This is a genomic window from Sphingobium xenophagum (assembly GCF_002288285.1).
Lineage (GTDB): Bacteria > Pseudomonadota > Alphaproteobacteria > Sphingomonadales > Sphingomonadaceae > Sphingobium > Sphingobium xenophagum.
Genome location: NZ_CP022746.1, coordinates 117734 through 144047, shown reverse-complemented (window position 1 = coordinate 144047; position 26314 = coordinate 117734). Strand labels below are relative to the sequence as shown.

The 26314-nt window shown below is 62.9% G+C and carries 26 protein-coding genes; 20 read left to right on the top strand and 6 right to left on the bottom strand.

Annotated features, from left to right (window positions below; translation table 11 throughout):
* Window positions 1-38: 38 nt before the first annotated feature.
* The 11 genes from kce (at window position 39) to CJD35_RS15465 (ending at window position 13857) form a co-directional block, all read left to right on the top strand.
* Window positions 39-968 (top strand): 3,5-dioxohexanoate:acetyl-CoA acetone transferase, encoded by a 930-nt coding sequence (gene kce / locus CJD35_RS15515; RefSeq protein WP_017180932.1) that lies wholly within the window; start codon window positions 39-41, stop codon window positions 966-968.
* Window positions 968-2062 (top strand): CaiB/BaiF CoA transferase family protein, encoded by a 1095-nt coding sequence (locus CJD35_RS15510; protein WP_017180933.1) that lies wholly within the window; start codon window positions 968-970, stop codon window positions 2060-2062. Before kce ends, CJD35_RS15510 begins: the two co-directional genes overlap by 1 nt.
* Before the next feature lie 288 nt (window positions 2063-2350).
* On the top strand, window positions 2351-4732 hold the full coding sequence (locus tag CJD35_RS15505; RefSeq protein ID WP_026002034.1) for a TonB-dependent receptor: 2382 nt from the start codon (window positions 2351-2353) through the stop codon (window positions 4730-4732).
* Window positions 4733-4833: 101 nt separating this feature from the next.
* Complete coding sequence (locus CJD35_RS15500) at window positions 4834-5841, top strand: LLM class flavin-dependent oxidoreductase (RefSeq protein ID WP_019052430.1); 1008 nt, start codon at window positions 4834-4836, stop codon at window positions 5839-5841.
* Entirely contained in the window at window positions 5838-8177 is a 2340-nt protein-coding gene (gene cofH, locus CJD35_RS15495) for a 5-amino-6-(D-ribitylamino)uracil--L-tyrosine 4-hydroxyphenyl transferase CofH (RefSeq protein WP_017180937.1), read from the top strand. The genes CJD35_RS15500 and cofH overlap by 4 nt, the downstream gene beginning before the upstream one ends.
* Before the next feature lie 43 nt (window positions 8178-8220).
* Window positions 8221-8877 carry an NADPH-dependent F420 reductase gene (npdG, locus tag CJD35_RS15490; protein ID WP_095687227.1) on the top strand — a complete coding sequence of 219 codons (657 nt, stop codon included), beginning with the start codon at window positions 8221-8223 and terminating at the stop codon, window positions 8875-8877.
* A 10-nt stretch (window positions 8878-8887) separates the two neighbouring features.
* Entirely contained in the window at window positions 8888-9625 is a 738-nt protein-coding gene (cofE, locus tag CJD35_RS15485) for a coenzyme F420-0:L-glutamate ligase (protein WP_017180939.1), read from the top strand.
* Window positions 9622-10548 carry a 2-phospho-L-lactate transferase gene (cofD, locus tag CJD35_RS15480; protein ID WP_017180940.1) on the top strand — a complete coding sequence of 309 codons (927 nt, stop codon included), beginning with the start codon at window positions 9622-9624 and terminating at the stop codon, window positions 10546-10548. Before cofE ends, cofD begins: the two co-directional genes overlap by 4 nt.
* Window positions 10545-11120, top strand: a complete 576-nt coding sequence (cofC, locus tag CJD35_RS15475) for a 2-phospho-L-lactate guanylyltransferase (protein WP_017180941.1) — start codon at window positions 10545-10547, stop codon at window positions 11118-11120. The genes cofD and cofC overlap by 4 nt, the downstream gene beginning before the upstream one ends.
* A gap of 3 nt (window positions 11121-11123) precedes the next feature.
* Complete coding sequence (locus CJD35_RS15470) at window positions 11124-12128, top strand: TIGR03619 family F420-dependent LLM class oxidoreductase (protein ID WP_017180942.1); 1005 nt, start codon at window positions 11124-11126, stop codon at window positions 12126-12128.
* Between the two features lie 73 nt (window positions 12129-12201).
* Window positions 12202-13857, top strand: a complete 1656-nt coding sequence (locus CJD35_RS15465; RefSeq protein WP_017180943.1) for an FAD-dependent oxidoreductase — start codon at window positions 12202-12204, stop codon at window positions 13855-13857.
* A 94-nt stretch (window positions 13858-13951) separates the two neighbouring features.
* On the opposite strand, the gene CJD35_RS15460 is transcribed toward CJD35_RS15465, so the two are convergent.
* Genes CJD35_RS15460 through CJD35_RS15450 form a run of 3 tightly spaced genes read right to left on the bottom strand, consistent with a single transcriptional unit; the run spans window position 13952 to window position 17114 of the window.
* Complete coding sequence (locus CJD35_RS15460; RefSeq protein ID WP_017180944.1) at window positions 13952-15028, bottom strand: LLM class flavin-dependent oxidoreductase; 1077 nt, start codon at window positions 15026-15028, stop codon at window positions 13952-13954.
* A gap of 59 nt (window positions 15029-15087) precedes the next feature.
* On the bottom strand, window positions 15088-16161 hold the full coding sequence (locus CJD35_RS15455; RefSeq protein WP_017180945.1) for an aromatic ring-hydroxylating dioxygenase subunit alpha: 1074 nt from the start codon (window positions 16159-16161) through the stop codon (window positions 15088-15090).
* 14 nt (window positions 16162-16175) lie between these two features.
* Window positions 16176-17114, bottom strand: a complete 939-nt coding sequence (locus CJD35_RS15450) for a Rieske (2Fe-2S) protein (RefSeq protein WP_017180946.1) — start codon at window positions 17112-17114, stop codon at window positions 16176-16178.
* Window positions 17115-17192: 78 nt separating this feature from the next.
* On the opposite strand from CJD35_RS15450, the gene CJD35_RS15445 reads away from it, so the two are divergent.
* Window positions 17193-17846, top strand: a complete 654-nt coding sequence (locus CJD35_RS15445) for a TetR/AcrR family transcriptional regulator (RefSeq protein ID WP_241763555.1) — start codon at window positions 17193-17195, stop codon at window positions 17844-17846.
* A 32-nt stretch (window positions 17847-17878) separates the two neighbouring features.
* Here CJD35_RS15445 and CJD35_RS15440 read toward each other — a convergent pair whose 3' ends face one another.
* The 3 genes from CJD35_RS15440 to CJD35_RS15430 form a co-directional block, all read right to left on the bottom strand.
* Window positions 17879-18382, bottom strand: a complete 504-nt coding sequence (locus CJD35_RS15440) for an ester cyclase (RefSeq protein ID WP_017180948.1) — start codon at window positions 18380-18382, stop codon at window positions 17879-17881.
* A 38-nt stretch (window positions 18383-18420) separates the two neighbouring features.
* Entirely contained in the window at window positions 18421-18738 is a 318-nt protein-coding gene (locus CJD35_RS15435) for a 2Fe-2S iron-sulfur cluster-binding protein (protein ID WP_017180949.1), read from the bottom strand.
* 90 nt (window positions 18739-18828) lie between these two features.
* The gene (locus CJD35_RS15430) at window positions 18829-20118 is read right to left on the bottom strand and encodes a sulfotransferase family protein (protein ID WP_017180950.1); all 1290 of its coding nucleotides are present in this window, start codon (window positions 20116-20118) and stop codon (window positions 18829-18831) included.
* 151 nt (window positions 20119-20269) lie between these two features.
* Between CJD35_RS15430 and CJD35_RS15425 the strand changes: the two genes are divergently transcribed.
* From CJD35_RS15425 to CJD35_RS15395, 8 genes are all read left to right on the top strand, one after another.
* Window positions 20270-20950: a hypothetical protein gene (locus CJD35_RS15425; protein ID WP_244917289.1), complete on the top strand. Its 681-nt coding sequence runs from the start codon at window positions 20270-20272 to the stop codon at window positions 20948-20950.
* Window positions 20848-21147 (top strand): helix-turn-helix transcriptional regulator, encoded by a 300-nt coding sequence (locus CJD35_RS23090; RefSeq protein WP_244917312.1) that lies wholly within the window; start codon window positions 20848-20850, stop codon window positions 21145-21147. The genes CJD35_RS15425 and CJD35_RS23090 overlap by 103 nt, the downstream gene beginning before the upstream one ends.
* 121 nt (window positions 21148-21268) lie before the next feature.
* Window positions 21269-22060 (top strand): SDR family NAD(P)-dependent oxidoreductase, encoded by a 792-nt coding sequence (locus CJD35_RS15420; RefSeq protein ID WP_017180952.1) that lies wholly within the window; start codon window positions 21269-21271, stop codon window positions 22058-22060.
* Between the two features lie 62 nt (window positions 22061-22122).
* A complete protein-coding gene (locus CJD35_RS15415) occupies window positions 22123-22635 on the top strand; it encodes a VOC family protein (RefSeq protein WP_017180953.1) in 513 nt (170 codons plus the stop codon).
* A 4-nt stretch (window positions 22636-22639) separates the two neighbouring features.
* The gene (locus CJD35_RS15410) at window positions 22640-23404 is read left to right on the top strand and encodes a tyrosine-protein phosphatase (protein WP_017180954.1); all 765 of its coding nucleotides are present in this window, start codon (window positions 22640-22642) and stop codon (window positions 23402-23404) included.
* Window positions 23391-24704 carry a DUF1214 domain-containing protein gene (locus CJD35_RS15405; RefSeq protein ID WP_241763556.1) on the top strand — a complete coding sequence of 438 codons (1314 nt, stop codon included), beginning with the start codon at window positions 23391-23393 and terminating at the stop codon, window positions 24702-24704. The genes CJD35_RS15410 and CJD35_RS15405 overlap by 14 nt, the downstream gene beginning before the upstream one ends.
* 11 nt (window positions 24705-24715) lie before the next feature.
* Window positions 24716-25171 carry a nuclear transport factor 2 family protein gene (locus CJD35_RS15400; RefSeq protein WP_017180956.1) on the top strand — a complete coding sequence of 152 codons (456 nt, stop codon included), beginning with the start codon at window positions 24716-24718 and terminating at the stop codon, window positions 25169-25171.
* A 54-nt stretch (window positions 25172-25225) separates the two neighbouring features.
* The gene (locus tag CJD35_RS15395) at window positions 25226-26314 is read left to right on the top strand and encodes a TIGR03857 family LLM class F420-dependent oxidoreductase (RefSeq protein ID WP_244917288.1); all 1089 of its coding nucleotides are present in this window, start codon (window positions 25226-25228) and stop codon (window positions 26312-26314) included.

The following is a 26314-nucleotide window of genomic DNA, read 5'->3' as shown; positions in this document are numbered from 1 at the left end:
AACCTGCGACCGGCGCAATCTGCGCGAAAGGAAATATCATGGCAAAACGCAAGGTCATCATCAGCTGCGCGATTACTGGCGCAATCCACACGCCCTCCATGTCGCCCTATCTGCCCGTGACGGCGGAGGAGATCGCGGGATCGGCGGTCGGCGCGGCGGAGGCGGGCGCGGCCATCATCCACCTGCATGCGCGCAATCCCGTCGATGGGCGGCCGGACCAGAATCCCGAGCTGTTCGAACCCTTCCTCAAGGTCATCAAGCAGCGCAGCGACGCCGTCTTGAACCTGACCACGGGCGGGCACCCCTCCATGACGGTGCAGGAACGGATCCGTCCCGCCCAGACTTTCGCCCCGGAAGTGGCCAGCCTCAATATGGGGACCATGGGCTTTGGTCTGTTCCCGATGCTGGATCGCTACAAGTCGTTCAAGCATGACTGGGAACCCGCCGCGCTCGAAGCATCGCGCGACCTGGTGTTCAAGAACACCTATGCCGACATCGAACATCTACTGACGACCTTGTCGCCGCTGGGCACGCGCTTCGAATTCGAATGCTATGACACCAGCCATCTCTATAACCTGAAATATTTTCTCGATCGCGGCCTCGTCAAGGCGCCGCTGTTCATCCAGACCTGCTTCGGCATATTGGGCGGCATCGGCAGCCACCCCGACGATATCATGCATATGAAGCGGACCGCCGACCGGCTGTTCGGCGACCAATATGAATGGTCCGTGCTGGGGGCCGGTGCGCGTCAGATGAGCATCGTCGCCATGGCGGCATCCATGGGTGGCAATGTCCGTATCGGTCTGGAGGATTCGCTGTGGGGCGGCCCGGGCCGGCTCGCCGAGACCAATGCAGAGCAGGTGAAGACTGCGCGGCAGATCGTCGAAGGCATGGGTCTTGAAATCGCCACGCCCGATGAGGCGCGCGCCATGCTGGACCTCAAGGGCGCAGACCGGACGAATATCTGATGACGGAAAAAAGCGGGCCGCTGGCCGGTATTCGCCTGCTGGAGATCGACGCGATCGGTCCCGTACCGCTCGCGGCGATGCTGCTCGCCGATATGGGCGCCGAGATCGTCCGCATCGCCCGGCCGCCATCGGCCGCGGCGGGGGACTGGGATGACGTCGGCGGCGACATCCTGCACCGCAGCCGGGTCGTGACCCATCTCGATCTCAAGCAGGACGCCGATCGCGAACAGTTGCTCGCGTTGATCGAGCGGGCGGACGGACTGATTGAGGGATACAGGCCCGGCGTCATGGAACGCCTCGGCGTCGGTCCCGATGTCTGCCTCGCGCGCAATCCGCGGTTCGTGTTCGGCCGAATGACAGGCTGGGGCCAGTCCGGGCCGCTTGCCCTGCGAGCGGGCCATGACATCAATTATCTGTCAATCACCGGCGCGCTCCACGCGATGGGAGAGCGACAGGGTACGCCGCCAGTGCCGCTCAATCTGGTAGGCGATTATGGCGGCGGCGCCATGTTCTTGATCTTTGGTCTGTTGAGCGCACTGCTGGCGGCGCAACGGACGGGCCGGGGGCAGGTCGTCGACGCCTGTATCACGGACGGCGTCGCGTCGTTGATGAGCCTATTCTACGCATGGCAGCCCAAGGGTTTGTGGGAAGATGCGCCCGGCTCCAATCTGCTGGACGGTGCGGCGCCCTTCTACCGCTGTTACGAATGCGCCGACGGTCGGCATGTCGCGGTGGGATGTCTGGAACCGAAATTCTTTGCCCAGATGGTGGACGGATTAGGTCTCTCCGACAGATGTTATGACCAGAATGATCGTGAAGGCTGGCCTGCGATGCAGGTTGAATTGGCCGCGGCATTTCTGACCAAGAGCCGGGATGAGTGGGCCGCTCTGTTTGCTGCGAGCGATGCTTGCGTGACGCCGGTTCTGTCGATGGAGGAAGCGCCCCGGCACGCGCATAATGAAGCGCGGGCGACTTTCGTACAGCGTCATGGAGTGGTCCAGCCATCGCCGGCGCCCCGCTTGTCCCTCGATGCGGGCGCCATTGGCGAGCCGTCCGTCGCGTCGGCGGCGGACCTGATCGCGGCTTGGTCTTAAGGCGCGGATCGCGCCAGGACAGCGGCATTCACCTTCGTAGAAAACTTGCTTGGATCAGGACGGGGCGTTCGTCAGGACGCTGGCTGTATCGAACGGCAAGACCGCAGCGCGGCAGCCTGTCGCGCCGCTGCGGCGCAAATGCCACATCGAGATCAATTATTTCTGGTCGATATGAATCCTGTCCAGCGATAGGTGGTAAATCGCGACTAAAGTCGATTTTGCCACAGGCGATCAGGCCTGCGTCGCACGCAGGTCACACGGAAAAACTGATTAACTGGGAGGATATTTATGCGATTGGCCGCACTGAAACTGGCATTGGTTGCGAGCGCCGCAGCGGTGGCATTTCCCTCATGGGCGCAGTTCGTCGCTTCGGCCGCGCCGCAGGCGGATAGTGCGAATGCCGGTGACATAGTTGTCACGGCTCGCCGCCGGGAAGAACGACTGCAGGACGTTTCGGTTTCCATTTCCGCCTTTTCATCAGAGGCGTTGGAACGCAGCACCGTCCAGACGGTAAGCGATGTTAAAACGATCGCCCCCGGCTTCACCTTCTCCTCCGAAGGGGGCAAGGACAATGTCGCGCTGACCCTGCGCGGCATTGGCCAGTTGCCCCTGGGCGAGGTGACTCCCGGCGTTGTCATCTATCTCAACGACACCCCTTTGCCCTCGGTCGGATCGAACGTCCCGACTTATGACATTGGCAGCATTCAGGTGCTAAAGGGGCCGCAGGGGACGCTGTTCGGCCGCAACACTTTGGGCGGCGCGGTCGTGATCGGCAGCCAGAAGCCGAGCTACGCCTTCGAAGGCTATGTCGAGGGCACCTATGGACGCTTCGATTATCGCGAACTGGAAGGCGCGGTGAATATTCCGATTATCGAGGATAAGGTCGCTTTCCGCGCTGCAGGCCAGATCCGCCGTCAGGATCCCCGGACGATCGCCTTTGACGGCGGCCCGGGATTCGATAATATCCATCAGGACGCCTACCGTCTCTCGCTGCTGGTCGAGCCGTTCGAGGGCCTCAAGAGCACCACCATCTATGAATATTTCAAAGGCGACGAACTCGCCGGCGGCCTCTATCTGCTGCGCGAGAATTTCCCCTTTGCCGCGCTGGGCCTGGGGGTTGTCGAGCCACAGGTGCAGGCCGCTTTGCAGGCACAGAAAGCCAATCGTCGCGGGTCGTTCGACGGCGGCATCAACGGCGGCGCGGCCTATCGCAAGACCACGTCGATCACCAATGACACGTCCTTCAGCTTCGGCGATCTGACGCTACGCAACATTTTTGGCTATCGAAAGAATTACAGCTATCAGTTGATCAACACCGGCGGGCTGCCGCAACTGCAAATCCCCACGGGTCTGCCGTCTCCCGCGCCCTCGGCCGTGCCGTTTACCCTTTTCACGGCGTCTTCCGTGCTGGATCGGCAATATCTGACAAATGAAACCCAGTTGCTGGGCGATTTTGGGTCGTTCAACTTCATCGTCGGCGCCTTTTATAATAATGATAAGCCTCACGGCCCCAGTGGATCGCAGTTCACGGCATTTTCGTTGGGCGGAGTTCCGGCGCCTGCGGTGTCAGCCCATGTCCGCAACAAGAACTGGGCGGTCTACGGTCAGATCGGTTATGAATTCACCGACAAGCTGAAGCTCAATCTCGGCGCGCGCTACAGCTGGGACAAAGTGTCGGCTTGCGGCGGCACCATCGGCACGGCCTATGTCGACGAATCCACCTGCCTCAGCACGGCAGCCCTGGGTCTGGCCGACGGCGTCGGCACCGTATCCAACAAGGGCGAGGAGCCGAGCTGGACCATCGGCCTTGATTATAAGGCGACCCCGGACTGGCTGCTCTATATCGTGTCGCGACGGGGCTATCGGGGCGTCAATGTGAACACGCCGCTCTTCGAAACGCCCTTTACCACAGGCGGCACGAACCCGGCCTGCGTGGCGACCGGGGGCGTCTGCGCAGACCTTCGTCCCTTCCAGAAGACGGGGGAGGAAACAATCACGGACGTCGAGATCGGCTCCAAATATGACTATCATGTCGGGTCCGCGCGCGGGCGTCTCAATCTGGCCGCCTATTACAGCAAATATAAGAATGCGCTTCAGTTCCTGAACACGCAGACGACCGTCCCGAACGGCACGCCGGATTCGCCGACCAACGGCTCCCTGGCCGCCAACGTCGCCGATCTGCGGATCTGGGGCGTCGAACTGGAGGCGTCCATCAGCCCCGTGCGCAGCCTCACCGTCGGTTTCAATGCCGCCTATACCAATGTGAAGGTGGAAAGCCTGACCATTCCTGCGGGACTGCCATCGACCATCGTGCTGGGCGAGGGCCAGATCAACAAATATTCGCCCAGTTTCTCCGGCACGGCCAGCGTGAGCTGGACCCTGCCGGTCCGCCCGGCTGACGGCGATGTGGTGGTCAACGCCGACCTGTTCATGACCGACGATTTTGGCGGCCAGAATGGCGAAAAGCTGCCGGGTTACCAACTGGCCAACGCGCGTCTGGATTGGCGCGGGATAGGCGGCACGGGCCTTGATCTGGGCATTTATGTGAAGAACCTCTTCAACGAGAAATATTTCTCGGCTTCCAGCGTTCTTCTGCCGTCCTTCCCCACCAGTTCGGTCTATGCCGGCGATCCGCGGACGTGGGGCGTCACGGCCAAATATACGTTCTGACGCACCCGTGAGAGGGGAGGGGTGAGCGACCTGCCCGCCTCCCCCCCTCTACAAGGACAGGTTTGCAGCGGGACGGCAGGGCGTAGGTAGTTCTGGAGAGGATGACCATGAAGCTCGGCATATGCAGCATGTGGGGGGATCGGCTGGACGGATTTCGCGAAGAGGTCCGTCTTGCCGCCGATCTTGGCTTTGAGCTTATCAGCGTGGGCGATTCGCCGGCGGGTTGGCACGAACTTTACGTGTCGCTGACCCTCGCCGCGCTTGACGCGCCGAAAGCGACTTTGACGCCACTGGTCACCTCGCCTTTCATGCGACATCCGCTGGTGACGGCCTCCGCCCTCAGCACCATCGACGATCTCTCCGGCGGGCGCGTGGCGCTGGGCCTGGCGACGGGCGGGAGCACGGTCATGGCGATCGGCCGCCCGCCCGCCACGCAGCGGGAAATCCGCGCCGAGCTGGCGGTTCTGCGGGACCTGTTCGCCGGACGGCCAACGCAGATGAACGGCGCGCAGATCACACCGCTCCGTTTCGCGCGCCCGATTCCGATCTATTATTCCGCTTTCGGTCCCAAGGCGCTGGCGCTGGCGGGTGAGCAGGCCGACGGCGTCATATTGTTCGCGGGCGAACGCCATCTCGATGCACTGAAGGACCGGATCGACGCCGTCCGGGCCGCGGCGCAGGCGGCGGGCCGCGATCCCCTGTCGATTGATATCTGGGTCGTTTCCTACGCCTCGATCCGTCCCACCCGGGCCGAGGCCGTTGACGATCTCAAGGCGTTCATCGTCGTCAATGGCATGGCCTTCCGCACGCCCGAAACCTTGGCGCTTGTCCCGACGCAGTTTCGCGGCAAGATCGACGCCTTGCACGCGCGCTATGATCCGACCGAGCATGTGGTCGTGGGCGGCAGGAATGTGGCCCTGATGGAGGAATTGGGCTTGACCGAGTTTCTGGCGGACTTCGATACGCTGGCGGGACCGGTCGATGCGGCCGTGGACATGCTGCGGCGCCTGGAGGCGATGGGAGTCTCCACCTTCATCGCGGCCTTGCCTGGGCACGCCGCGCCGCTAGAAACCATTCGCGGGCTTGCCCAAGCGCGGAGTATGATGTGACACTGGATCTACTGCATCTCAGCGAAGACGAAGCAGCGGGCATCGCGACGGTGCTGCGATCCCGGTCGCTCGGCGACATGATGGAGGCGGCGGAGGCGATGACGGTGGCGGCACATGGCCGTCGCGTGACCTATTCGCGCAAGGTCTTCATTCCCCTGACCAAATTGTGCCGCGACGTGTGCCACTATTGCACTTTCGCCACCACCCCGGCCCGCGCAGGCGAAGCCTATCTTGGCAGGGAAGAGGTTCTGGCCATCGCCCGCGCCGGCGCGGCGGCCGGTTGCCGGGAAGCCCTCTTCACGCTCGGCGATCGGCCTGAGGCCCGCTATGCCGCCGCGCGAGAGGCTCTCAGCGGGCTTGGGCATGACTCGACCCTGTCCTATCTGGCCGAAATGGCAGAACTGGTGTTCCGCGAGACGGGCTTGCTGCCGCATCTCAATCCCGGTCTGATGAACGGCGAGGATTATGCGCGGTTGCGGCCTCATGCCGCCTCCATGGGCATCATGCTGGAAAGCAGCTCTGATCGCCTGTGCGCGCGCGGCGGCCCGCATTTCGGATCGCCCGACAAGACGCCCGCCCTGCGCCTGGCCGCCATTGAGGAGGCCGGACGGGCGCGCGTGCCGTTCACGACGGGCCTGCTGATCGGCATCGGCGAAACCCGCGACGAACAGGTGGAGGCGCTGGTCGCCATTCGCGATCTGCATCGCCGCTACGGGCATATTCAGGAAGTCATCATCCAGAATTTCCGGGCAAAGCCGGGGACGCGCATGGCGGATCATGCCGAACCGTCGCTCGACGATCATCTCTGGGCCATCGCCGCCGCCCGGATCATCTTGGGGCCGCAGATGACGATCCAGGCGCCACCCAATCTCCACGACCGGGTCGATCTGGCGCCGCTGATCCGGGCCGGCGTCAATGACTGGGGCGGGGTGTCGCCCGTGACGCCCGATCATGTGAATCCGGAGGCGCCCTGGCCGCATCTGGAGATATTGGAGGACGCCACCAAAGCCGCAGGCCGCATATTGATGCAGCGGCTCGCGATCGGCCCGCGTCATGCGCTTGCTGCGCGGGATTGGGCTGCGCCAGCCATCGCCGCCCAGATCCTGCGCGCCATCGACGGCCGGGGCTTGCCCAAGGTGGATGAATGGTCCGCGGGACATGGCGATCCAGCACCCGACACCATGGTGTTGGAGCCGGTTCTCGCCTCCCGATCGATCCTGTCCATCCTTGACGCTGCGGAGGAGGGTGAACGGCTGAGCGAAGCGGACATCGTAACCCTGTTCGATGCCGACCAGGATGATTTCGCCGCCATCGTCGACCGGGCCGACCGGTTGCGACGACAGGCCGTGGGCGACACGCTGACCTATGCGGTCAACCGCAACATCAACTATACCAACATCTGCCTCTATAAATGCGGCTTCTGCGCCTTTTCCAAGGGGAGCACTAAGGCCATGCGCGGCCCGGCCTACAGGCTCGACATGGAAGAGGTCGGACGCCGCGCGGCCGAAGCCTGGGATCGCGGTGCGACCGAAGTCTGCCTGCAGGGCGGGATCCATCCCGATTATGACGGGCATACCTATCTCAATGTCCTCAAGACGGTGCGCGAGGCCGCGCCGGATATCCATATCCATGCCTTTTCGCCGCTCGAAGTGACGCATGGCGCCCGCACGCTCGGCCTGCCGCTGGAGGATTATCTGGCGCGGCTGAAGGAAGCGGGGCTGTCCACGCTGCCCGGGACGGCGGCGGAGATACTGGACCCTGAGGTTCGCGATATCATCTGCCCGGACAAGGTGACCGCGGACGAATGGATCGAGGTGATGCGCGTGGCCCACGGGGTGGGCCTGCGCAGCACGGCCACGATCATGTTCGGCCATGTCGAGGAATATAAGCATTGGGCGCGCCATCTGCTGCGCATTCGCGGATTGCAGGAGGAGACGGGCGGCTTCACCGAATTCGTCCCGCTGCCCTTCGTCCATATGGAATCACCGATATGGCGCAAAGGGCTGGCGCGATCAGGCCCCAGCTATCGAGAAGCGGTGTTGATGCACGCCGTGGCGCGCATCGCGTTGCATCCGGTGATCCCCAATATCCAGGTGTCCTGGGTGAAGATGGGGCCGGAGGGAGCCGCGGCAATTCTGAAGGCAGGCGCCAATGACATGGGCGGTACGCTGATGGATGAATCGATCACCAGGGCTGCCGGCGGCGTCAACGGGCAGGAATTTGGCCCCAGGGAGATGCATGCCCTGGCGGCATCCGTCGGTCGACCTGTGCGCCAACGCACCACGCTTTACGAGCCGGCGCGCCCGCGTCGCGTCGTCTTGGTTGAACCATCGTGAACGATCTGCAACATCCATCGCCCGCTCAATTGAAGGACAATCTATGACTCTTCCCGCCATTGCCGTCGTCGGCGGCACCGGTAATCTGGGCGCTGCGATCGCCTGGCGGCTGGCGCGTGCCGGCTATCCCGTGACGATCGGATCGCGCAACGCCGAAAGTGCGGAAAAGGCCGCCGCGGAATTGGGCCATGGAATGCGTGCCGGCGCCAATGTGGATGTCGTCGCGAATGCGGACATCATCATCGTAACGGTGTCCTTTGCCGCGCAGGAGGCGACGCTTCGCGACATCGCGCCGCATGTCGTTGGCAAGTTGGTCGTGGATACGACCGTTCCCCTCGTCCCGCCCAAGGTGATGCGGGTCCAGTTGCCCGATGAAGGCTCGGCAGCCCAAAAGGCGCAGGCGGTTCTGGGAGAAGGCGTGACGCTCGTGTCCGCGTTCCACAATGTCGCCGCGCATAAACTGGCCAAGGACATCGATGTCGGCTGCGACGTGCTGGTCTTCGGCGACGACAAGGATGCGCGTGGTCGCATCGTGGCGCTGGCTGATGCCATGGGATTGCGGGGGCTTCACGGCGGCGCGCTGGTCAACTCGGCGGCCGCCGAAGCGCTCACGTCGATTCTCATTTTCATGAACAAGACCTATAAGGTTGACGGCGCGGGCATTCGTATCACAGGAGATTTGATCCCGCCCGAGGCTTGAGGTGTAGTCGATGATCGAAATCGTACCGTTGACCGGAATTGGGGAGGTCAGACCGGGCGATGATCTGGCGGACATTCTGCATGTGGCGCTTGATCGGTGCGGCATTGAACTCCGCGCCGGCGACCTTCTGGTTGTGACGCAAAAGATCGTGTCCAAGGCCGAGGGGCGTTTCGTGTCGCTGGCTGATGTGGAGCCGGGGGAAGAGGCGCGGCGGCTGGCCGATGTCACGCGCAAGGACGCGCGGCTGGTGCAACTGGTGCTGGATGAATCCAGCGCCATCCTGCGCGCCGTGCCCCACGTCCTGATCGCGCGGCACCGGCTGGGCCATGTGATGGCCAATGCCGGAATCGATCGTTCCAACATCGGGGCGGGGGAGGGCGATCGCGCCCTGCTCCTGCCGGTCGATCCCGATGCAACGGCATCGCAACTGCACGCCCGACTGGGACTGCCCGTCGTCATCTCGGACAGTTTTGGCCGACCCTGGCGGATGGGCGTGGTGGCGGTCGCCATCGGCGCTGCCGGATTGCCGGCGTTGCAGGATCGCCGGGGCGAACTGGATCGCGACGGTCGGACGCTGGAAGTCACCCAGGTCGCCTTGGCCGATATCGTCGCGACGGCCGCCTGCCTCGCCACCGGGGAAGGCGCGGAAGGCATACCAGCGGCTCTGGTGCGGGGTTGCCCGCTGACCGGCCCGGCTCGCCCAGCCGCCGATTTGGTGCGTCCCGTTCATGAAGATCTGTTCGCATGAAGCGCGTCGTTGTTCTGACCGGCGGCGTGGGCGGCGCGAAGCTGGTCCTGGGTCTGTCGCGCATCATGGCGGGCGACGGGTTGACGGCGATCGTCAATACCGGGGATGACTTCCGGCATCTGGGGCTGCATATATCGCCCGACATCGACACACTGCTCTATACGCTGTCCGGCACGGCGAACGGCGCGCAGGGATGGGGTCGGGAAGGCGAAAGCTGGAGCTTCATGGCGGCCCTTCGCGAATTGGGCGGGGAGGACTGGTTTCAGCTGGGCGACGGCGACTTGGCGCTTCATGTGGCGCGGACCCATGCCTTGGCGCAGGGGCGAAGCCTGTCGCAGATCACGGCGCGATTTGCCGACCAGTGGGGCATCGCCACCCGGATACTGCCCATGAGCGACCAGGCGGTAGCCACGATATTGGATACGGACCAGGGGCGGCTGGAATTTCAACGCTATTTCGTCGAACAGCGATGCGCGCCGGCCGTGCGACGCATCATGTTCGAAGGTGCGACGCATGCCGTCCCGGCCCCCGGCGTCGTCGAGGCGATCCAGTCGGCCGACGCGGTGTTGATCGCCCCATCCAATCCATTTCTCAGTGTCGATCCGTTGCTGGCCGTGCCCGGCATAGGCTCGGCGATCGAACAGATCAAGGCGCCCGTCATCGCCGTGTCTCCGCTCGTCGGCGGCACGGCGGTCAAGGGTCCGACCGCCAAGCTGATGCAGGAATTGGGCATGGCGGTCGATAATGACAGCATCGCCTGGCATTATGCCGGGCTGATCGACGCCATCTTGATCGATAACGGAGACCGTTGCGATGCGCCGGACGTCGTCGTTGGGCGTTGTGCGACCCTGATGACGACTCTGGATGACAAGATTCGCGTGGCGCAGGCGGCGCTGGATCTTGCGATCAGCTTTCGTTCGTGACGGACTGGGCCGCCCTTGTCCCCTTGAAACAGGGCGTCGACAGTAAGTCGCGACTTCGGGAAGCGCTGGAACCGGCCGAACGCATGGCGCTGGCGTCGGCGATGGCCGCGCGGGTTATGACCTGCCTGTCCAATGTGAATGCGATCGGTTCCCTATATCTTCTTGCGCCGACAGAAGTATCCGAATGGCCATCGCGTTGGTTGCCCGACAATGGTGGCGGCCTAAATCCAGAGTTGGCGCGCGCGCGGGCGCAATTGGGCAATCGTCCCTTGCTCGTGATCCATGCCGATTTGCCGCATCTGACGGTGCAGGACGTCCACACCCTGCTGGCTGCCGCTGACGATCGCGGCTGCGCCTTTGCGCCGGATCGGCACGGCCGCGGCACAAATGCTGTGGCGCTCCGGGACGCCAATCCGTTCCGCTTCGCTTTCGGACGGGATAGCCTTATGCTCCACAGGCAGCAGCGCCCGAGAGCGGCGATTGTGGATCGGGCCGCTCTCGGCTTCGACATCGACACGCCCGCAGATTTGGCTGAACTGCATGATATCGGCCCAGCAAGACTGAAATCTTGACTGGTGCTATCCTTCCCAAGGGAAGGTGTTGTCGAACCGATCCCGGCCATTCTGCCCGCCTATCTGGAAATCAGGGAGGATCGGTCGATGAAACTGAACGTGGGCGTGCCCAACAGCATGCATGTTGCGGCAATGACGCAAGCTTGGGAATATAGCCTGACCGGGGACGACATCGGACAGGCGATGGCGACGGCCGATCGACTGGGCTTCAACAAGTGCATGTTGGGCGAACATTTCATCATTCCGCAAGAGCATATTGGCCTGTCAGGCGACCATTATGTCCATGGCACGGTCGCCCTCTCGTTCCTGGCGGGCCGCACCAAGACGATGAAATTAAGCTCCTCGGTGTCGATCCTGCCGCTGCAGAGTCCGATCGTCCAGGCCAAGGCCTGGTCGACCCTCGATTGGCTGAGCGGCGGGCGAGCCACGGCCCTGTTCGGGGTCGGCTGGCTGAAGGAAGAGTTCGACATGCTGAATGTCGATTTCCACCAGCGCGGACGCATGGCCGATGAATATATCGCCGCGATCATCGAATTGTGGACGTCGGACAAGCCCGAATTTGAAGGCGAATTCGTTCGTTTCAACAATGTCGGTTTCGCACCCAAGCCTGTGCAGCAGCCGCGGCTGCCGATCTGGCTCGGGGGCGACGCCGAACCGGTGCTCAGGCGGGTGGCGAAATTCGGCGACGGCTGGTCGCCCTTCCGCACGCCGCCGGAAAAATTCCCCGAATGCCTCGATTTCATACGTTCACAGCCGGAATATGACGGGCGGCCGATCGATCTGTTCTTTGCACTGGAAATGCTCAACGTCGGCGCCCATCACGAAATCATGGACGACCCGCGCGCGCCCGGAACGCGGGATGCGCAAAAGGTTATCGATCAGGTGGGCTGGTTGAAGGAATTGGGGGTCAATGAAACCATCGTTCCTCTGCCGCCGGGGATATCCGGGCTGACCGAATATCTCGATCGGCTCCAGTGGGTCGCCGAGGAAATCATGCCCAAAATCTGAAACCTGCCGGGGGAAAGGCGCGGAAGGCCGTGCCTTTCCTCAGAGATATCGAAAGAAGGATCGGGAGGACTTGATGGCCCAATATGATGTTGTTGTGGTAGGATCGGGCGCGGCCGGCATGACGGCCGCGATCAGGGCCGCGTCTGCCGGGCTGTCGGTCCTCGTGCTGGAAAAGGCCGCGCATTTCGGCGGCACGACATCGGTTTCGGGCGGCGGTATCTGGATTCCCGACAGTCCGCAGGCCAGAGCGGCCGGTGTCGAGGACAGCCGCGCCGTGGCGCGCCAATATGTGCTGGACGTCATCGGACCGACGGCAGATCCCGCGCTGATCGACGCCTATCTCGATGCCGGTCCGGAAATGGTGGAATGGCTGGAACAGAATAGCCAGGTGCGTTTCCTGCTCTCGCCGCCGAGCAGCGACTGGTATCCGGAAGTCCCCGGCGCGGCTGATCATGGCCGCCTGTTGTCGCCGCAGGAATATGACGGCAAGAAGTTGGGCGATCACTTCGCCGATCTTCGTCCAGCGCGAGAGGAGTTCAACGCGCCCGGCGGCTTCATGATCGATCTGTTCGATCTCCCCTATCTGGCCGAAATGCCCTCGCCCAAGTCGCTGTTCCACTTTGGCAAGCTGGCCGCGAAGTTCGGCCTGGACAAGGTTCGTCGCTATCCGCGCGGCACGCGCCTGACCATGGGTAATGCGCTGGCGGCGCGCCTGATGCGGTCGGCGCTGGATGCCGGTGTCACGCTGCGCAAGGATGCGGCCGTCGATCGGTTGCTGGTGAAGGCCGGCCGCGTGACCGGCGTGCGCGTTAAGGGCGAGGATATCGCGGCGCGGGTCGGCGTGCTTCTGGCGTCGGGCGGCTTTTCCGCCAGCGAGCAGCTTCGCAAGGCCTACATCCCCTATGCCGAGGAGCATGTCTCGATCCTGCCCTATGAAAACACTGGCGACGGGATGAACATGGGGCTGGAAGCCGGGGCATCGCTGGACGGCGACAATCTGGTCAACGCGGTCTGGGCCGTCGTGTCCAAGATGACGCGGTCGGACGGCTATGTCGCGCGCTACGCCCATCTGATTGATATGTCGAAGCCCGGCTGCATCGCGGTCGATGCCAAGGGCGAGCGGTTCGGGAATGAGGCTTCGGTCCATTTCGTGGAGGCCATGCACAAGAGCGGCACCGTGCCCGCCCACATCATCGGCGACGCTGCCTTCATAAAGAAATATGGCATGGGCATGGTCTATCCCGGCGGTGGCGGTCTGAAGAAGCTGATCGCGGCGGGCTATGTCATAGAGGCGCCCAGTCTGCGTGAACTGGCCGCGAAGATCGGGGTCGACACCGATGGCCTGATGGCGACGGTCGCGAAGATGAACCGCTATGCCGAGACCGGCAAGGATCCGGATTTCGGCAAGGGCGACACGCAGATCGACATCGAGATCGGCGATCCCAAGCACAAGCCCAACCCGTGCCTGGGCCGGGTGGAAACCGCGCCCTTCTATGCCATCAAAATCTATCCGGGCGACGGATCGACGACCGTGGGCCTCAAGATCGACGCGCAGTGCCGCGTGATCGGAACCGATGGCGCGCCGGTGGAGGGATTGTTCGCCGCAGGACTCGACGCCAATTCCATTTGGCGCGGCAAGTCGCCGGCCCATGGCTGCAATGTCGGCCCGGCCATGGTGACCGGCTTCATCGCGGGCAAAGCCATGGCCGACACACTGGTGCCGGCCTGATCCTTTTTACGGTGGTGTGAACGGCAGAAGGCGGGATCAGGAATATCCCGATCCCGGCTTCTGCCGTTTCAATTCCTGAGAGCGCCGCAGGCTGCTACGCCGGTTCGGCAACCATGCCTGCGCCCGCCCGGGCGGTCGCCACCAGCTTGAACAGGCCCGCATTATAGTCGGTCAACTGCTCCATGGTGAGATCCCGATAGGGCGTCATCGGGCAGAGTGAATCCACCACGTCCCAGAACGGCTCGATCTTTTCGAGCACTTCGTCCACCGGCCCGCAGGTTACGAAGGCTTCGACCATCTCGTCGGATACATTGCCGATGACCTTTGCGATGTCGCCATGCTCGCCCAGGCTGAGCTGGCAAGCGCGGGCCTGATCGCCAAAGCCGATCGCCTCGAAGAAGGGTTCATATTCCTTGTAGCCGGAATAAGCCGCAACGGTGGCGCGACTATCGTCGATCGCCTTCTGCTTGTCGTCGTTGACCGCGATCCACGGCCACGCGTTGATTTCGATATCCTCGCGCTTGCGGCCATATTTCGCTAGCGTATCGGTGATGAAGGGCAGTCGGCTCCTGGTATAGGCGGCCGACCAGAGCGCGTGGACCATCAGGCCATCGCCAACCTCCAGCGCAAGCGCGGTCATCTTTTCCTGCAGCGCTGCGATCCAGATCGGGATTTCCTCCCGCACCGGCGGGGCGGTCAGCATCATCTCTTCGAAATCGGCGGAGAAATATTCCCCCGCGATCGGATCGAGACCCTTATGCGCATTGGCGATGACATAGCGGATCACCTTGATGCTTTCGCGCAGGTGCGACAGCAGCTTGCGTTCCGGCTCCCCATACATGCCCGTGACGCAGCTCTTGATGCTGGAGCCCAGGCCCAGCACGAAACGGCCATTGGAAATGCGATCGACATCCATCGCCGCATAAGCGGTCTCCACCGGACTGCGCGTTCCCGCGATGGCGACGCCCGTGCCAACCTTCAGGCTGTTCGTCAGTGCGGCGGTGGCGGCCATCGGCACGAAGGGCGGCCCGTAAATCTGGAGCGAGAAGCAGCCCTCGAAACCCGCCTGTTCCATCTGCTGGCCGATCCCCGCCATGGCGGAGGCGGGCAGGGTAGGCATGACGGCCCACCAGCGGCGTTCGCCGCCGACGGCATTGACGAGCGTGGACATGGCGTCTCCAAAAAAGAAAAAAGAGCGGACGCTGCCGTCCGCCCATGGGGGAGATCAGATCAGAACTGGAACAGTTCCTTGCGCAGGCCGATGATGTCGCTGCAATCAGCGCTGACATTGTCACGATAGTCGAAATCGCCCTTCGCCTGCCGGTCCGCCAACTCCATCATCGCCATGCGATAGCGCTGCCCGGCCTGGTCGAACTTGCTGTGCAAATCCTTGCGGTCGGTGTGGCGCATGTAGCGCGGGCTTTGCGGGGACGTCATATAGCTGTCCTGCCGCGACACCTTGTAGCCCGCCTTGGGCATGACATGGCGGAACATCAACCCCGCATTGGACGTGTTCATGACCATTTCCATCCGCGTACGATCCCGCGTTTCGGGCGTGCAGGGGTGGAACAGAGGCACATCGTCGCCGGGGCTGAACCGGCCATAGGCGATGGCGCAGTGCGAACGCAGATAGATGCGGATCACCTGCCGCACATTCTGGGTCGGCTGCTTGATGCCGCTGAAGAACTTCATCACCGGCGCGACCGACTTGTTGACGCAGGTGCGGACCATCGTGACGGTCTCGCTGTCGTAGAAGGTTTCCACCGTCTCGCTGTCCGACCGTTCGTCCCCAACGACGTCGGCGTGCAGGAAATCGGCATGGGTCAGGTCGATCAGGTTTTCCAAGCTGATTGGCGCTGAGCTTTCAAAGCGGACGGTCGCGGTCATGTGGCGCGGCAGGCCGCCCTTGGGCGGGAGGAAGGGCAGGCTGGGCAAATGGCGGGGATCGGCGGCCAGCGGATTGCCGAACCATACCCAGACGACGCCATAATGCTCCATCACCGGATAGCGGCCCTGGGCGTTGGTGAATTCGCTCTTGTCGCGGGTGATCCGCTCATTGGGATGGAACTCGCTCGCCACGGCGACGCCATTGTCGCGCCACAGGAAGATGGGGTGCGAATAGACGGCGCGACGGACGGGCTTGCCAGTCACGGAATAATCATGCGCTACCGGAAACCAGCTGTCGCGCATCACCAGATTATGCGGCACCCAGCGGTTGATGGCGTTCAGCGCGATCGGGCTGCCACCCGATGGCGCGGCGGAATTATCGTCGTGCGAAACGGGACGATCGGCGGTTTCGAGCATCTTCAATTCCTCCTTCAGGCCGCTACGGTCTGATCATGGGTCGCTGGCTTGGTTTCCAGCATCGCCTTGCGCAAATCCTCGCCGTGCAGCGAAACGGTGGGCTTGGTGGCGCGCAATTTCGATCCGTCGATCGACGCGTGCACCGACAGCGGGTTGATCCCGCGCAGCACGGCGCCGCGCACGCCCGGATGGCGCACGCCCAGTTCGGCCCGCCAGCGGACGGCGGTCACCCCCCGCGCCGAAGGCACGGGCGAGAGGACGGCGTGGAGCAGATCGTTGAACTGGTCGTCTCGCAACGTCAGTTGCGTTTCGCCGGTCAGCGGATGGGTTCGCGTCAGCAGGGTGAGCGGAAATTCAGCCACGAAATGCGACGGCCAATGCAGCGGATGCCACTGACAGTTGCGCTCCATCACCAGCAGGCCGTTTTCCTCGTGCAGTTCCGACATCAGATAGGGGCTGAAGCGGACACCGCGGACCGACAGGATCAGGCTGGGGTCATCATAGAGAGCGTTCAAATATTCCTGATGGCTGCAACTGACGTTGACCGTGCCGACATAGGTATATTTCGGGTCGGCGCTGAGCGGCGCCTGCGCCTTGGGATTGAGGCAGACCCGCACGAAGCCGGCCTGTTCGGTTACCGCAAAGGCATTGGCCTTGTAGATCGGCGGAAATTTCTGCTGATCCTTCATGTTCGGAATTTCTTTGAGCCGTCCGGTTTCACCGTCATAGCTCCAGCCATGATAGCCGCACTGGATCTGGCCGTTGTCGCGGATGCAGCCGAGCGACAGAGGCGCGCGACGATGCGGGCAGCGATCCTCCAGCGCGCGGGCGATACCCTGATTGTCGCGCCACAGCACCACCGGCTGATCGCCGATATCGACGGAAAGCGGCTTTTGGGAGGTCACTTCCTCGGACCGGGCGACAGCCCACCAAAGATCAGAATCGAGACTCATAGCGCTATCCACTCTCCTTTCTATTAAATTGACGGATGACAATTTATATGTCAACGTCTTTTCACTATGGACATGCTGATGCTCGACCGTCCCCAGCGCACTCGTGGCCGTCCCGCCCTCAATGCCGCCCATGCCTTAGACGAGGACAAGCTGCTGGCCCTTGCATTCGCGACCTTCGCTGAGCGCGGCTACGAAGCTACGACATTGCGCGACCTGTCCAAGCGGCTCGGGGTTAGCCACAATCTGCTGAATGTCCGGTTTGGCCGGAAGGAGGATCTGTGGATACGCGCGGTCGACTGGCGTATGGCGCAGGCCTCGCCCTTCGTCGAAGCCGCCTTTGACGAACCGGCCGATCCCGAGGTTCGGCTGCGCCACCTGATCCAGCGTTTCTGCCTGTGGGCGACGGACAACGGCGACATCGTGGCGCTGACCAATGTGGAAGGTTGCCGTTCGACCTGGCGGCTGGACCATATCGTCGAACAATTCGTGCTGCCGTTCCAGCGACGGCTCGACGGCCTGCTCGACGCGGTGCGGCTCCAGCGGCCGGTTCATGGGTTATCGACGGCCGCGTTGATGGCGCTGCTGGTGCAGGGGGTCGGCTATTATTTCTGCGCCGTGCCGATGCAGGAAAGGCTGGGGGCCGGGCGGGAAGTGGATGATGTCCATGCCGCCGAACATGCGGACAGGCTGGCCGCCTTCCTGCTCGCTGCCCTCCTTCCGCCGGTCGCCTGACCGGAGCGGAAGAAGAACAGTAGAGTATCTGCTTATTTGTAGGGATCGACCGGCTGGGGGACTTCCACCACGCCGATGTCCTTCAGCATGGTCAGCACGTCGGAAATGCTGAAGATGCTGACGATCTTGTCGTCCTTGAACTTGACGATCGAGAACCAGTTGACCTGAAACTCGTTGCCGGTCGGCTGCACGCCCATATAGGGGCCGCCGACATGCTTGCAGTAGTGGGTGGCGTAGATCCAGATTTCGTCGTCGCCCTTGCCGACCGCGTCGATGGTCTTGTAGGCCGCGGGGAAGAAGGTCTTGTAGAGCGCGACCGGCGACGTCTTCCACTGTTCATAGGTGCCCAGATCCGGCCGGTTGGGGTTGCCGTACCGGAAATCGGGATGGAAAAACCGATCCATGCCGTCAAAATCGCCGGCGTTCAGGGTTTCCTGAAGGTCGGTCCAATGCTTGACCATCTGCTTCTGCTTGTCGGTCAGTACGGTCGAATCCGACACGTCGAGCTGTTCACGAATATCTTCTTTCCAGGCCACGATAGTCCTCTCTCATGCATTCAGGATGGGCATTATGCTCAGTCTTCAGGAGCGATGGTGACCGTGAGGCCCGAGAGGGCTTCCGTCATCATGACCTGACAGGACAGGCGCGAATAGTCGTTGCGGTGCGGCGATCCATCCAGCAGATCGCTTTCGTCGTCCGTTACCGGGGGCAGGGACTGAGCGAAGGCCGGGTCGACATAGACATGGCATGTCGCGCAGGAACAGCAGCCGCCGCACAGCGCCAGCAACTCGTCGAAACCGGAATCTCGTATGGCCTCCATTACCGAGGTTTCGGCGGATGCATTGATCGTCTGCTGTGCGCCGTCACGGGTAATGACATTCAATTCGGGCATGGCGTTCCTCTGGTGGAATCGAAAGCAATGCCCCCTTCTAATCAGGGGTCGTTGATTTCCATCCTGTCGAAAGGCAGGTCGTGAACTCTCCTATTTTACCTCAACCTGCACCGGGAAACGCTCGAAATAAAAAGCGAACGGGCGGCGTAATTCCTCGCCGGTCACATGGAAATCGCGTTCCAGATCATAGACGATCTTGCCCTTGGACTGCTCGCCATGCTCGGCCAGATAGTCGTGCAGATCGGCCAGAGCCTCATCGGTCAGCGGGATGTCGGCAATGCGATAAATCTCTTTCAGGATCGGATCGGGATTTCTGATCCAGTCATGAAAATAGACGTCGATCGTCTGGTCCGGGGGCAGGATGTCGCGATCCCGCACGCAGGCGCGGAGCAGCTTTTCATAGCGGTCGGGCCAGTAGCCGAGCGGCTCCTGAATATCGATTGTCTTGCGGAACATGCGCGCCGCATAGCTATACATGGTGAGCTGGGACCGGATCGACCCGACCGGATCGCGATGGGTCAGGACGAAGGTGGCGTCGGGAAAGGTCTTATAGAGAGCGGGCAACTGCTCCATATGCTGCGGGCACTTGATCACCCAGCGGTTCGGACCCTTCAGGAAGGTCAGAACCTGGAGACCCTTCTTCAGATAGGCATAGGTGCCCGACTGGTCGTGGCTCAGATAATAGTCGCGCCAGCGCGGCACATGCGCCAGCCATTCGATCAGATAGGAGGAGAAATCGACGGCCTGAAGCTCGATATCCTCGCTGATATGATCGGGCGAAAACTCGTGCATGATCGCCATATAGGGCAGGATGGATTCCATCATCCGCCAGCCCTGTTCCGCTTTGGTCCAGCGCGGATTGCTGTCCTCGTCCGTCGGGGTTTCGTCCGGGGCGGGAACCGGCGCGATCGCTTCCCACCAGGGCAGCGAGCGGAAGCGGCGATCGGCCGACAGCAGGCCGAGCAGATGCGTCGTGCCCGAGCGGGGAAGGCCCGCGACGATGATCGGGCGGTCGATCTGAATGTCCAATATCTCCGGGTGGCGCTTCACCATGTCCTCGATCCGCAGGCGCGTTGCGGCAAAGCGGATCATCATCTGGAACAGATTGGCGCGCGTGACCGCAGAGGCGTTGGCATCCTCGTCCACCGCCTGGCACCAGACGGCCAGCCGTTCGCGAAAATCATCTGCCCCAAAATTCGACAGCCCGGTCTGCGCCTGCGCGGCGGCCAGAATGACCTCCGGCTTCAGGACGATCTGGTCCGCCGCCGCCTCGGCCCCGGCGATCACCTGCTTCTGGACATCGGTCAGCACGGGGTGATGCAGGTCGGTGATGTCGATGATGTTACGGCGCGCGGCCTCTTCCTGCACGGCACTGCCCATGGTTCTCTCCTCTTTTCGATGCGCCATCTAAAAGCGTGGACCCTTTCTTCGGCAAGGTGCGCAGCCATCGCCGCTGCGCCAAATGCTCCGCAAAAGCGCCATGCCATGCAGCCATGGCGCCGCGGCAGGCGAAACTGTTCGGAGAGGTCGGATGAACGCTGTTTCCCAGGTCTATGATCTGCCCGTCACACCGACGATGGAATGCACGGTCCAGGGACGGATCGCGCTGCCCGGCGTCGTGATGGAATTGCATCATTATCGCTTCCGCGGCCAGCAGGGTGGGGTCTTTTCGTCGCCACGCAGCTTTCTCGATCTAGCGCTGTCTCCTCGCCCGGGGCGTCCCTGCGGCGGTTATGGCGGGATGGAGAAGGGCGGGTCCAGCGCCCTGGGCGACGTGCTGTTCGTTCCGGCGCGAAGCGAACTGCATACACAATGGGGCGAGGGCGAGCAGACATCCATATGTTGCGGCTTCGACGGAATGGGCTTCGATCTTGACGGGCCGGACCTGTCGAGCGACGCGTTGCAGGCTTCGCTCGACGTGCGCAGTCCGACTGTGCGCGAGGCGCTGCGGCGCATCGCCTGGGAGATTGCGCAACCCGGCTTTTGCAGCGAGATGCTGACGCAGGCGATATGGCTTCAGGCCGCGATCGAATTGCAGCGCTATCTGCGCGGTTCGGCGCGTGCTGGCGGCAGGGGGGAGGGGGCATGTCCCGTACCCAGCTTCAACGCATCGACGATCGCGTCCAACAGCCGGGCAAACCCCCGTCCGTCGCCGAGCTGGCGGCGGAATGCGGCCTTTCCACCCGCCATTTCTTCCGACAGTTCAAGATAGCCACGGGACAGACGCTCACCCGCTACGTCGCCGACCGCAAGATCGACCGGGCGAAGCAGTTGCTGCGTCAGGCCAGTCCGGCGATCAAGGTCATCGCCTGGGATTGCGGTTTCGACAGCGCGGCCGCCTTTTCGGCCGCCTTCCGCAAGGCGACCGGACTGACCCCGCGGCAATTCCGAGAGGGCGTGATGCATTGAAGCCGGGGCCGTTTCGCGATGGCATTGGCACGATCGCGAAACTTGTGCCGCTTGTTCATCGGTCCGGTCGCCAGCAATGTCGGGCCAAAGCGCCGCCGCCGTTCGAGCGGCCATCGGGAGAATGGAGATGCCGGAAAATCTGTTCGATCTGAGCGGCAAGGTGGCGCTGGTCACGGGCGCCAACTCGGGGCTGGGTTTCGGCTTTGCTCGCGGTCTCGCCCGTGCCGGCAGCGACGTCATTCTCTGGGGGCGGCGCGCCGACAAGAATGAAGAGGCGGCCGCCGCATTGCGCGCGCATGGGGTGCGGGTCTTCGCCGATGTCGTCGATGTGTCCAGCGAGCCCGCGATCGTCGCCGGCTTCGCCCGCGCGCTCGATGCCATGGGCCGGGTCGACACGGTGGTCGCCAATGCCGGCATTGCCAGCCGGGTGCCGTTCACCGACATGGACGTCGCCACCTATCGCAAGCTGATCGACGTGAATCTCGACGGCGCCGTCTTCACACTGCGGGAGGGCGCGCGGCACATGAAGGCGCGCGCGGAAGCCGGCGACCCTGGCGGTTCGCTGATCATCTGCGGCAGCGGCTCGATCTTCCAGGGCGTGCCGACCATGGCCCATTACGGCATCGCCAAGGGCGCGCTGAATGCGCTGGCCAAGGCGCTGGCGGCCGAACTTGGTCCGATCGGGGTGCGCTGCAACGTCATCGCGCCGGGCTTCATCGAAACCGAAATGACGTTCGCCGATCCGGAGGTCGGCAGGATGATCGCGGATGTCGTGGCCGCCAAGGCCCCGCTCGGGCGGGCGGGCAAGCCGGCCGATCTGGAAGGCGCGGTCGTCTATCTGGCGAGCGACATGGCGGCTTACCACACCGGCGACACGCTGGTTGTGGACGGCGGCAAGATGTCCGCCAACTGACCGAGCGGCAGGTGCCGCGCCGGGCCTTTACGGCCTGACTGTCGATATTACAGGAGATATGCATGTTCGCCCGGCCCAACAGCCAGCACTGCCAGGTGGCCTATGTCACCAACAATCTTGACGCGGCGATGGCCACGCTCAAGGATGCTTATGGCACGCCGGCCTTCTTCGAATTTTCGAACGTTCAGCCGGGTGAAGACCCCGTCGGCAAGCCAGTGCTGAATATCGCGCTGGCGAACGTCAATGGCGTGGAGATCGAACTGATCGAGCCGGTGGGCGACACGGCCCCCCTGTTCAGCGATTTTCTGCCGGAGGGAGACGATCTGGCCATCCGCTTCCATCATGTCGCGACCCGGATCGACGGACCGCTGGAGCATTGGGACGCCCATGTCGCTTCCCTCGACCTGACGCGGCACCCGGTCGTGTTCGAAGGCGCGCTGGGCGACTCGCTGCGCTATATCTACACCGACGAGCGCGCGACGCTGGGCCATTATGTCGAGCATGTCTGGATGGCGCCCGACCTGCTGGCGCAGATGCGTGCCGTCGTCCCTGCCTATCCGCCCGTGAAGGACTGACTGCATGACCATCGCCCTGTCCCGCCTCAATTTCCGCGACATAGGCGGCCTGCCGACCGCGGGGGGAGGGCAGGTCCGGTCCGGCATCCTGTTCCGCTCCGAAGGGCCGGCGAGTTTCTTCGAGGATCATCATGCAGAGCTGTCGGATCTGGGCTTTCGCTCGGTGGCGGACCTCCGATCCACGATCGAGAGGGACGCCGCGCCCCATGGCTGGTGCGGCCCGGATTGCCATATGCTCGACCTCGACATGAATACCGACCTGCGCGCGCAGGGCGAGGACATGTGGCTGTCGCTCGGTCGCGAGCCGACCGCCGCGCGCGCCGTCGAGGTGATGACGCACAATTACGGCCTCATGCCGCAGGCCTTTCTGCCGCATCTGTCGCGGATGGTCGATGCGTTGCTGGCGCAGGACACGCCGATGCTGGTGCATTGCACGGCAGGCAAGGATCGGACCGGCGTCGTCATCGCCTTGTTCCTCGACCTGCTCGCCGTGCCGCGTCCCGTGATCATGGAGGATTATCGCAAGTCCGACATATTCGGCCAGAATCTGCGCGTGTCGGGTCATCTCAAGCGCGATCTGGAAAAGACCTTCGGTTTCGTGCCGCCCGACGACATGGTGGCCATCCTGATCGGCGTGCAGGATGATTTCCTCCTGAGCGCACTCGATATGGTCGCGACGCGATGGGGCGGTATTGAAGGCTATTTCGAGGCGGCCGGCGTCGACGCGCAGCGGCGTGCTGCGCTGAGGCAATTGCTTGCCACAGACTAGGCGGGAAATCTGCACGGGACTGCCAGCCGTCCTCGCCGGGCTTTTGCTGTCGGGCGGGATCGCCGGGGCGTCCGCCGTCAACCGGAAGAATAGGGTGGAGAATGAGATGAGCAACAACGGCATTTTCGAATGGGAAGATCTGCTCGACCAGCTTCGTCCGCTGGGCCAGTTGATGCGTGATCGTATCCCGGAAAGGCTGCGCAGCGATCCCCGCGTCATGCAGGAATCGATGCGGCTGCTGCTGTCGGGCGTGTTGCGCACGACCAACGACGCGATCATGCATGATCGCAGTCACCCGATCTTCGTGCCCGAACTCAACATCTGCCAAAATATCTTTCAGCCCAATGCGGACACCATCTACAAGGCGGCGCTGATCGAAAAGGGCGGCACCTATCGCATCCGGGGGGATCGCGGCACGACGCGGATGGTGATCCTGGCGCAGCTCGGCCCGGACACGCTGCGCACCGGGCAGCATCATCCCGCGCAGGATGCGAATGATTTCAACGACCTGCATATCGGTGCCGACGGAAGTTTCGATGTCATCCTCTCGCCGACCCGGCCTACCGGCTATGAGGGCGACTGGTGGGAGCTGAAACCCGCGACCGAGAAGCTGATGGTCCGGATCGTCGCCTGCGACTGGGGCGTCGAGCGCGAGCCGCGCTTCGGCATCGTGCGCCTGGACGCCGATCATGCCGCCAAGGGACGCCCCACGCTGGCGCAACTGTCGCACCGTTTCGCCGAGATCCCGGCCACTGCGGCGGTCTGCGCGCTGGCCTTTCCCGACAAGGTGCAGAAACTGCGCGACGAAGGACTGATCAATACGCTGAAAGTTGTCGACTTTTCGCAGATGACCGGTCTTGCCCGGCAGTCCTATTATGAGGGCGCCTACGAACTGGCCGATGACGAGGCGCTGATTACCGAGGTGCAGATTCCCAAGGAGGTCGACTACTGGTCGCTGATCCTGACAAACGAACTTTATGAGACGACCGACTGGTATCATAACCAGTCCAGTCTCAACGCGGCGCAGGCCGTGCTCGATGGCGACGGCTATTTCCGCGCCGTGATTTCCGCGCGCGACCCGGGCGTCCACAACTGGCTCGACACGTCGGGCTATGCCAGCGGCGCGGTGCAGGGGCGCTGGTTCAACACCGACGAGCGGCCCACGCCGACGATGAAGAAGGTCAAGCTGGCCGACGTGCGCAGCCATCTGCCCGCCGATACCGTGCTGGTGACGCCGGACGCACGCGCGGAAGCGATCCGCGAACGCACCCTGCGCGCGCACACGCGCATCATCTGGTGATGGAGGACTAAATGAGCGACGATCTGGCCCGGCTGCTCGATTATGAGGCGATCCGCAATGTGAAGGCGCGCTATTGCCGCTTTCTCGACACGAAGGACTGGGACGGCTTTCTTTCCCTGTTCACGCCCGATGCGGTGCTGGACGTCGAGGAGGATACCGGCAATCCGCCGATGAGTGGGCATGCTGCCATATTGGAGCAGGTGCGCTCCGCGGTCATCGATGCGCGGTCGGCGCATCAGATCCATTCGTCGGAGATCGACCTGCGCGGCGACGAGGCGGACATGATCACGGCGGTGCAGGATCGGGTGGTCTGGGCGCCGGGCAAATGCCCCATTCCGGGCGGCCAGTCGATCACGGGTTTCGGCCATTATAGGGAACGCTATGTGCGTCGGGACGGACAGTGGAAAATCGCTGCGCTCAAGCTCACCCGCCTCTATGTCGAGGTGCACCCCGGACCTGTCGTTTGACAGGTTCCCAATGCTCCTCCCGACGGCATTGCAGCGGCATATATTTGAGAGGACATGGGAATGACGGAAGCGGTGGAACCGGGCGCACGGGCGCTTTTCGACAAGTTCGGCACCTATATCCTGCCCGGCCGCGTGAACGATCCGCGTCGCGGCATTGATGAAGCGAAGGAGGCGGAGCGCATCGGCCTTGGCTGCGTGTGGATTTCCGAACGCTATGCGCTCAAGGAACCGGCGGTGCTGGCGGGCGCGGTGGCCGAGGCTACGTCGAAGATCCGCATCACCGGCACCATGTATGCGACGATGCGCCATCCGCTCGTCACCGCCAGCGTCGCCGACATGATGCAGGCGATGAGCGGCGAGCGCTTTCGTATGATGTTCGCGCGTGCTGTCCCCGCCTATATGAAGATGCTCGGTTCGCCGCCCATCACCATGGAGCGGCTGGCCGATCTGATCTCGATCTGTCGGCGTCTCTGGGCGGGCGAAAAGGTTGATTATGAAGGCGTGTTGGGAAAGTTTCCCGCGATCAGCCTCACCGATCGTCATGGCGGCACGCCGCCGCCGATCATCTTTACCGCGATTGGTCCGAAGAGCCTGGAATTTGCCGGCGAACATTGCGACGGTGTGCTGCTCCATCCCTTCGTATCGGCGCAGGGGGTGAAAAACAGCGCCAAGATCGTGCGTGACGCGGCTGAAAAGGCCGGGCGCGATCCCATGTCCGTGCGTATCTATCACAATATCATCGTCGCCCCGGACCTGCCCAAGGATGAAGAGGAGGCCGTCGTCGGCGGCCGCGCGATCACCTATTTCGAATTGCCCGGCTTCGGCGACCTGATCGTCGACATCAATGGTTGGGACAAGAAGGTGCTGGAAGATATCCGCGCCCATCCCAAGATCGCAAGCCTCAACGGCAAGCCTGCGGATCAGGCCTATACCCGGCAGGAATTGGTGGATGTCAGCCGCCTCATTCCGCAGGAGTGGCTGGATCAAGGCGCTGCAGTAGGGACTGCCGCCCAATGTGCCGACCAACTGATGGACTTCCTGGACGCCGGCGCTGATGAAATCCTGCTCCATGGTTCGTCGCCTAAGGATATGGGGCCGCTCGTCACTGAGTTGAAGCGCGCTCTGGCGGCGAAGGGGTTGTAA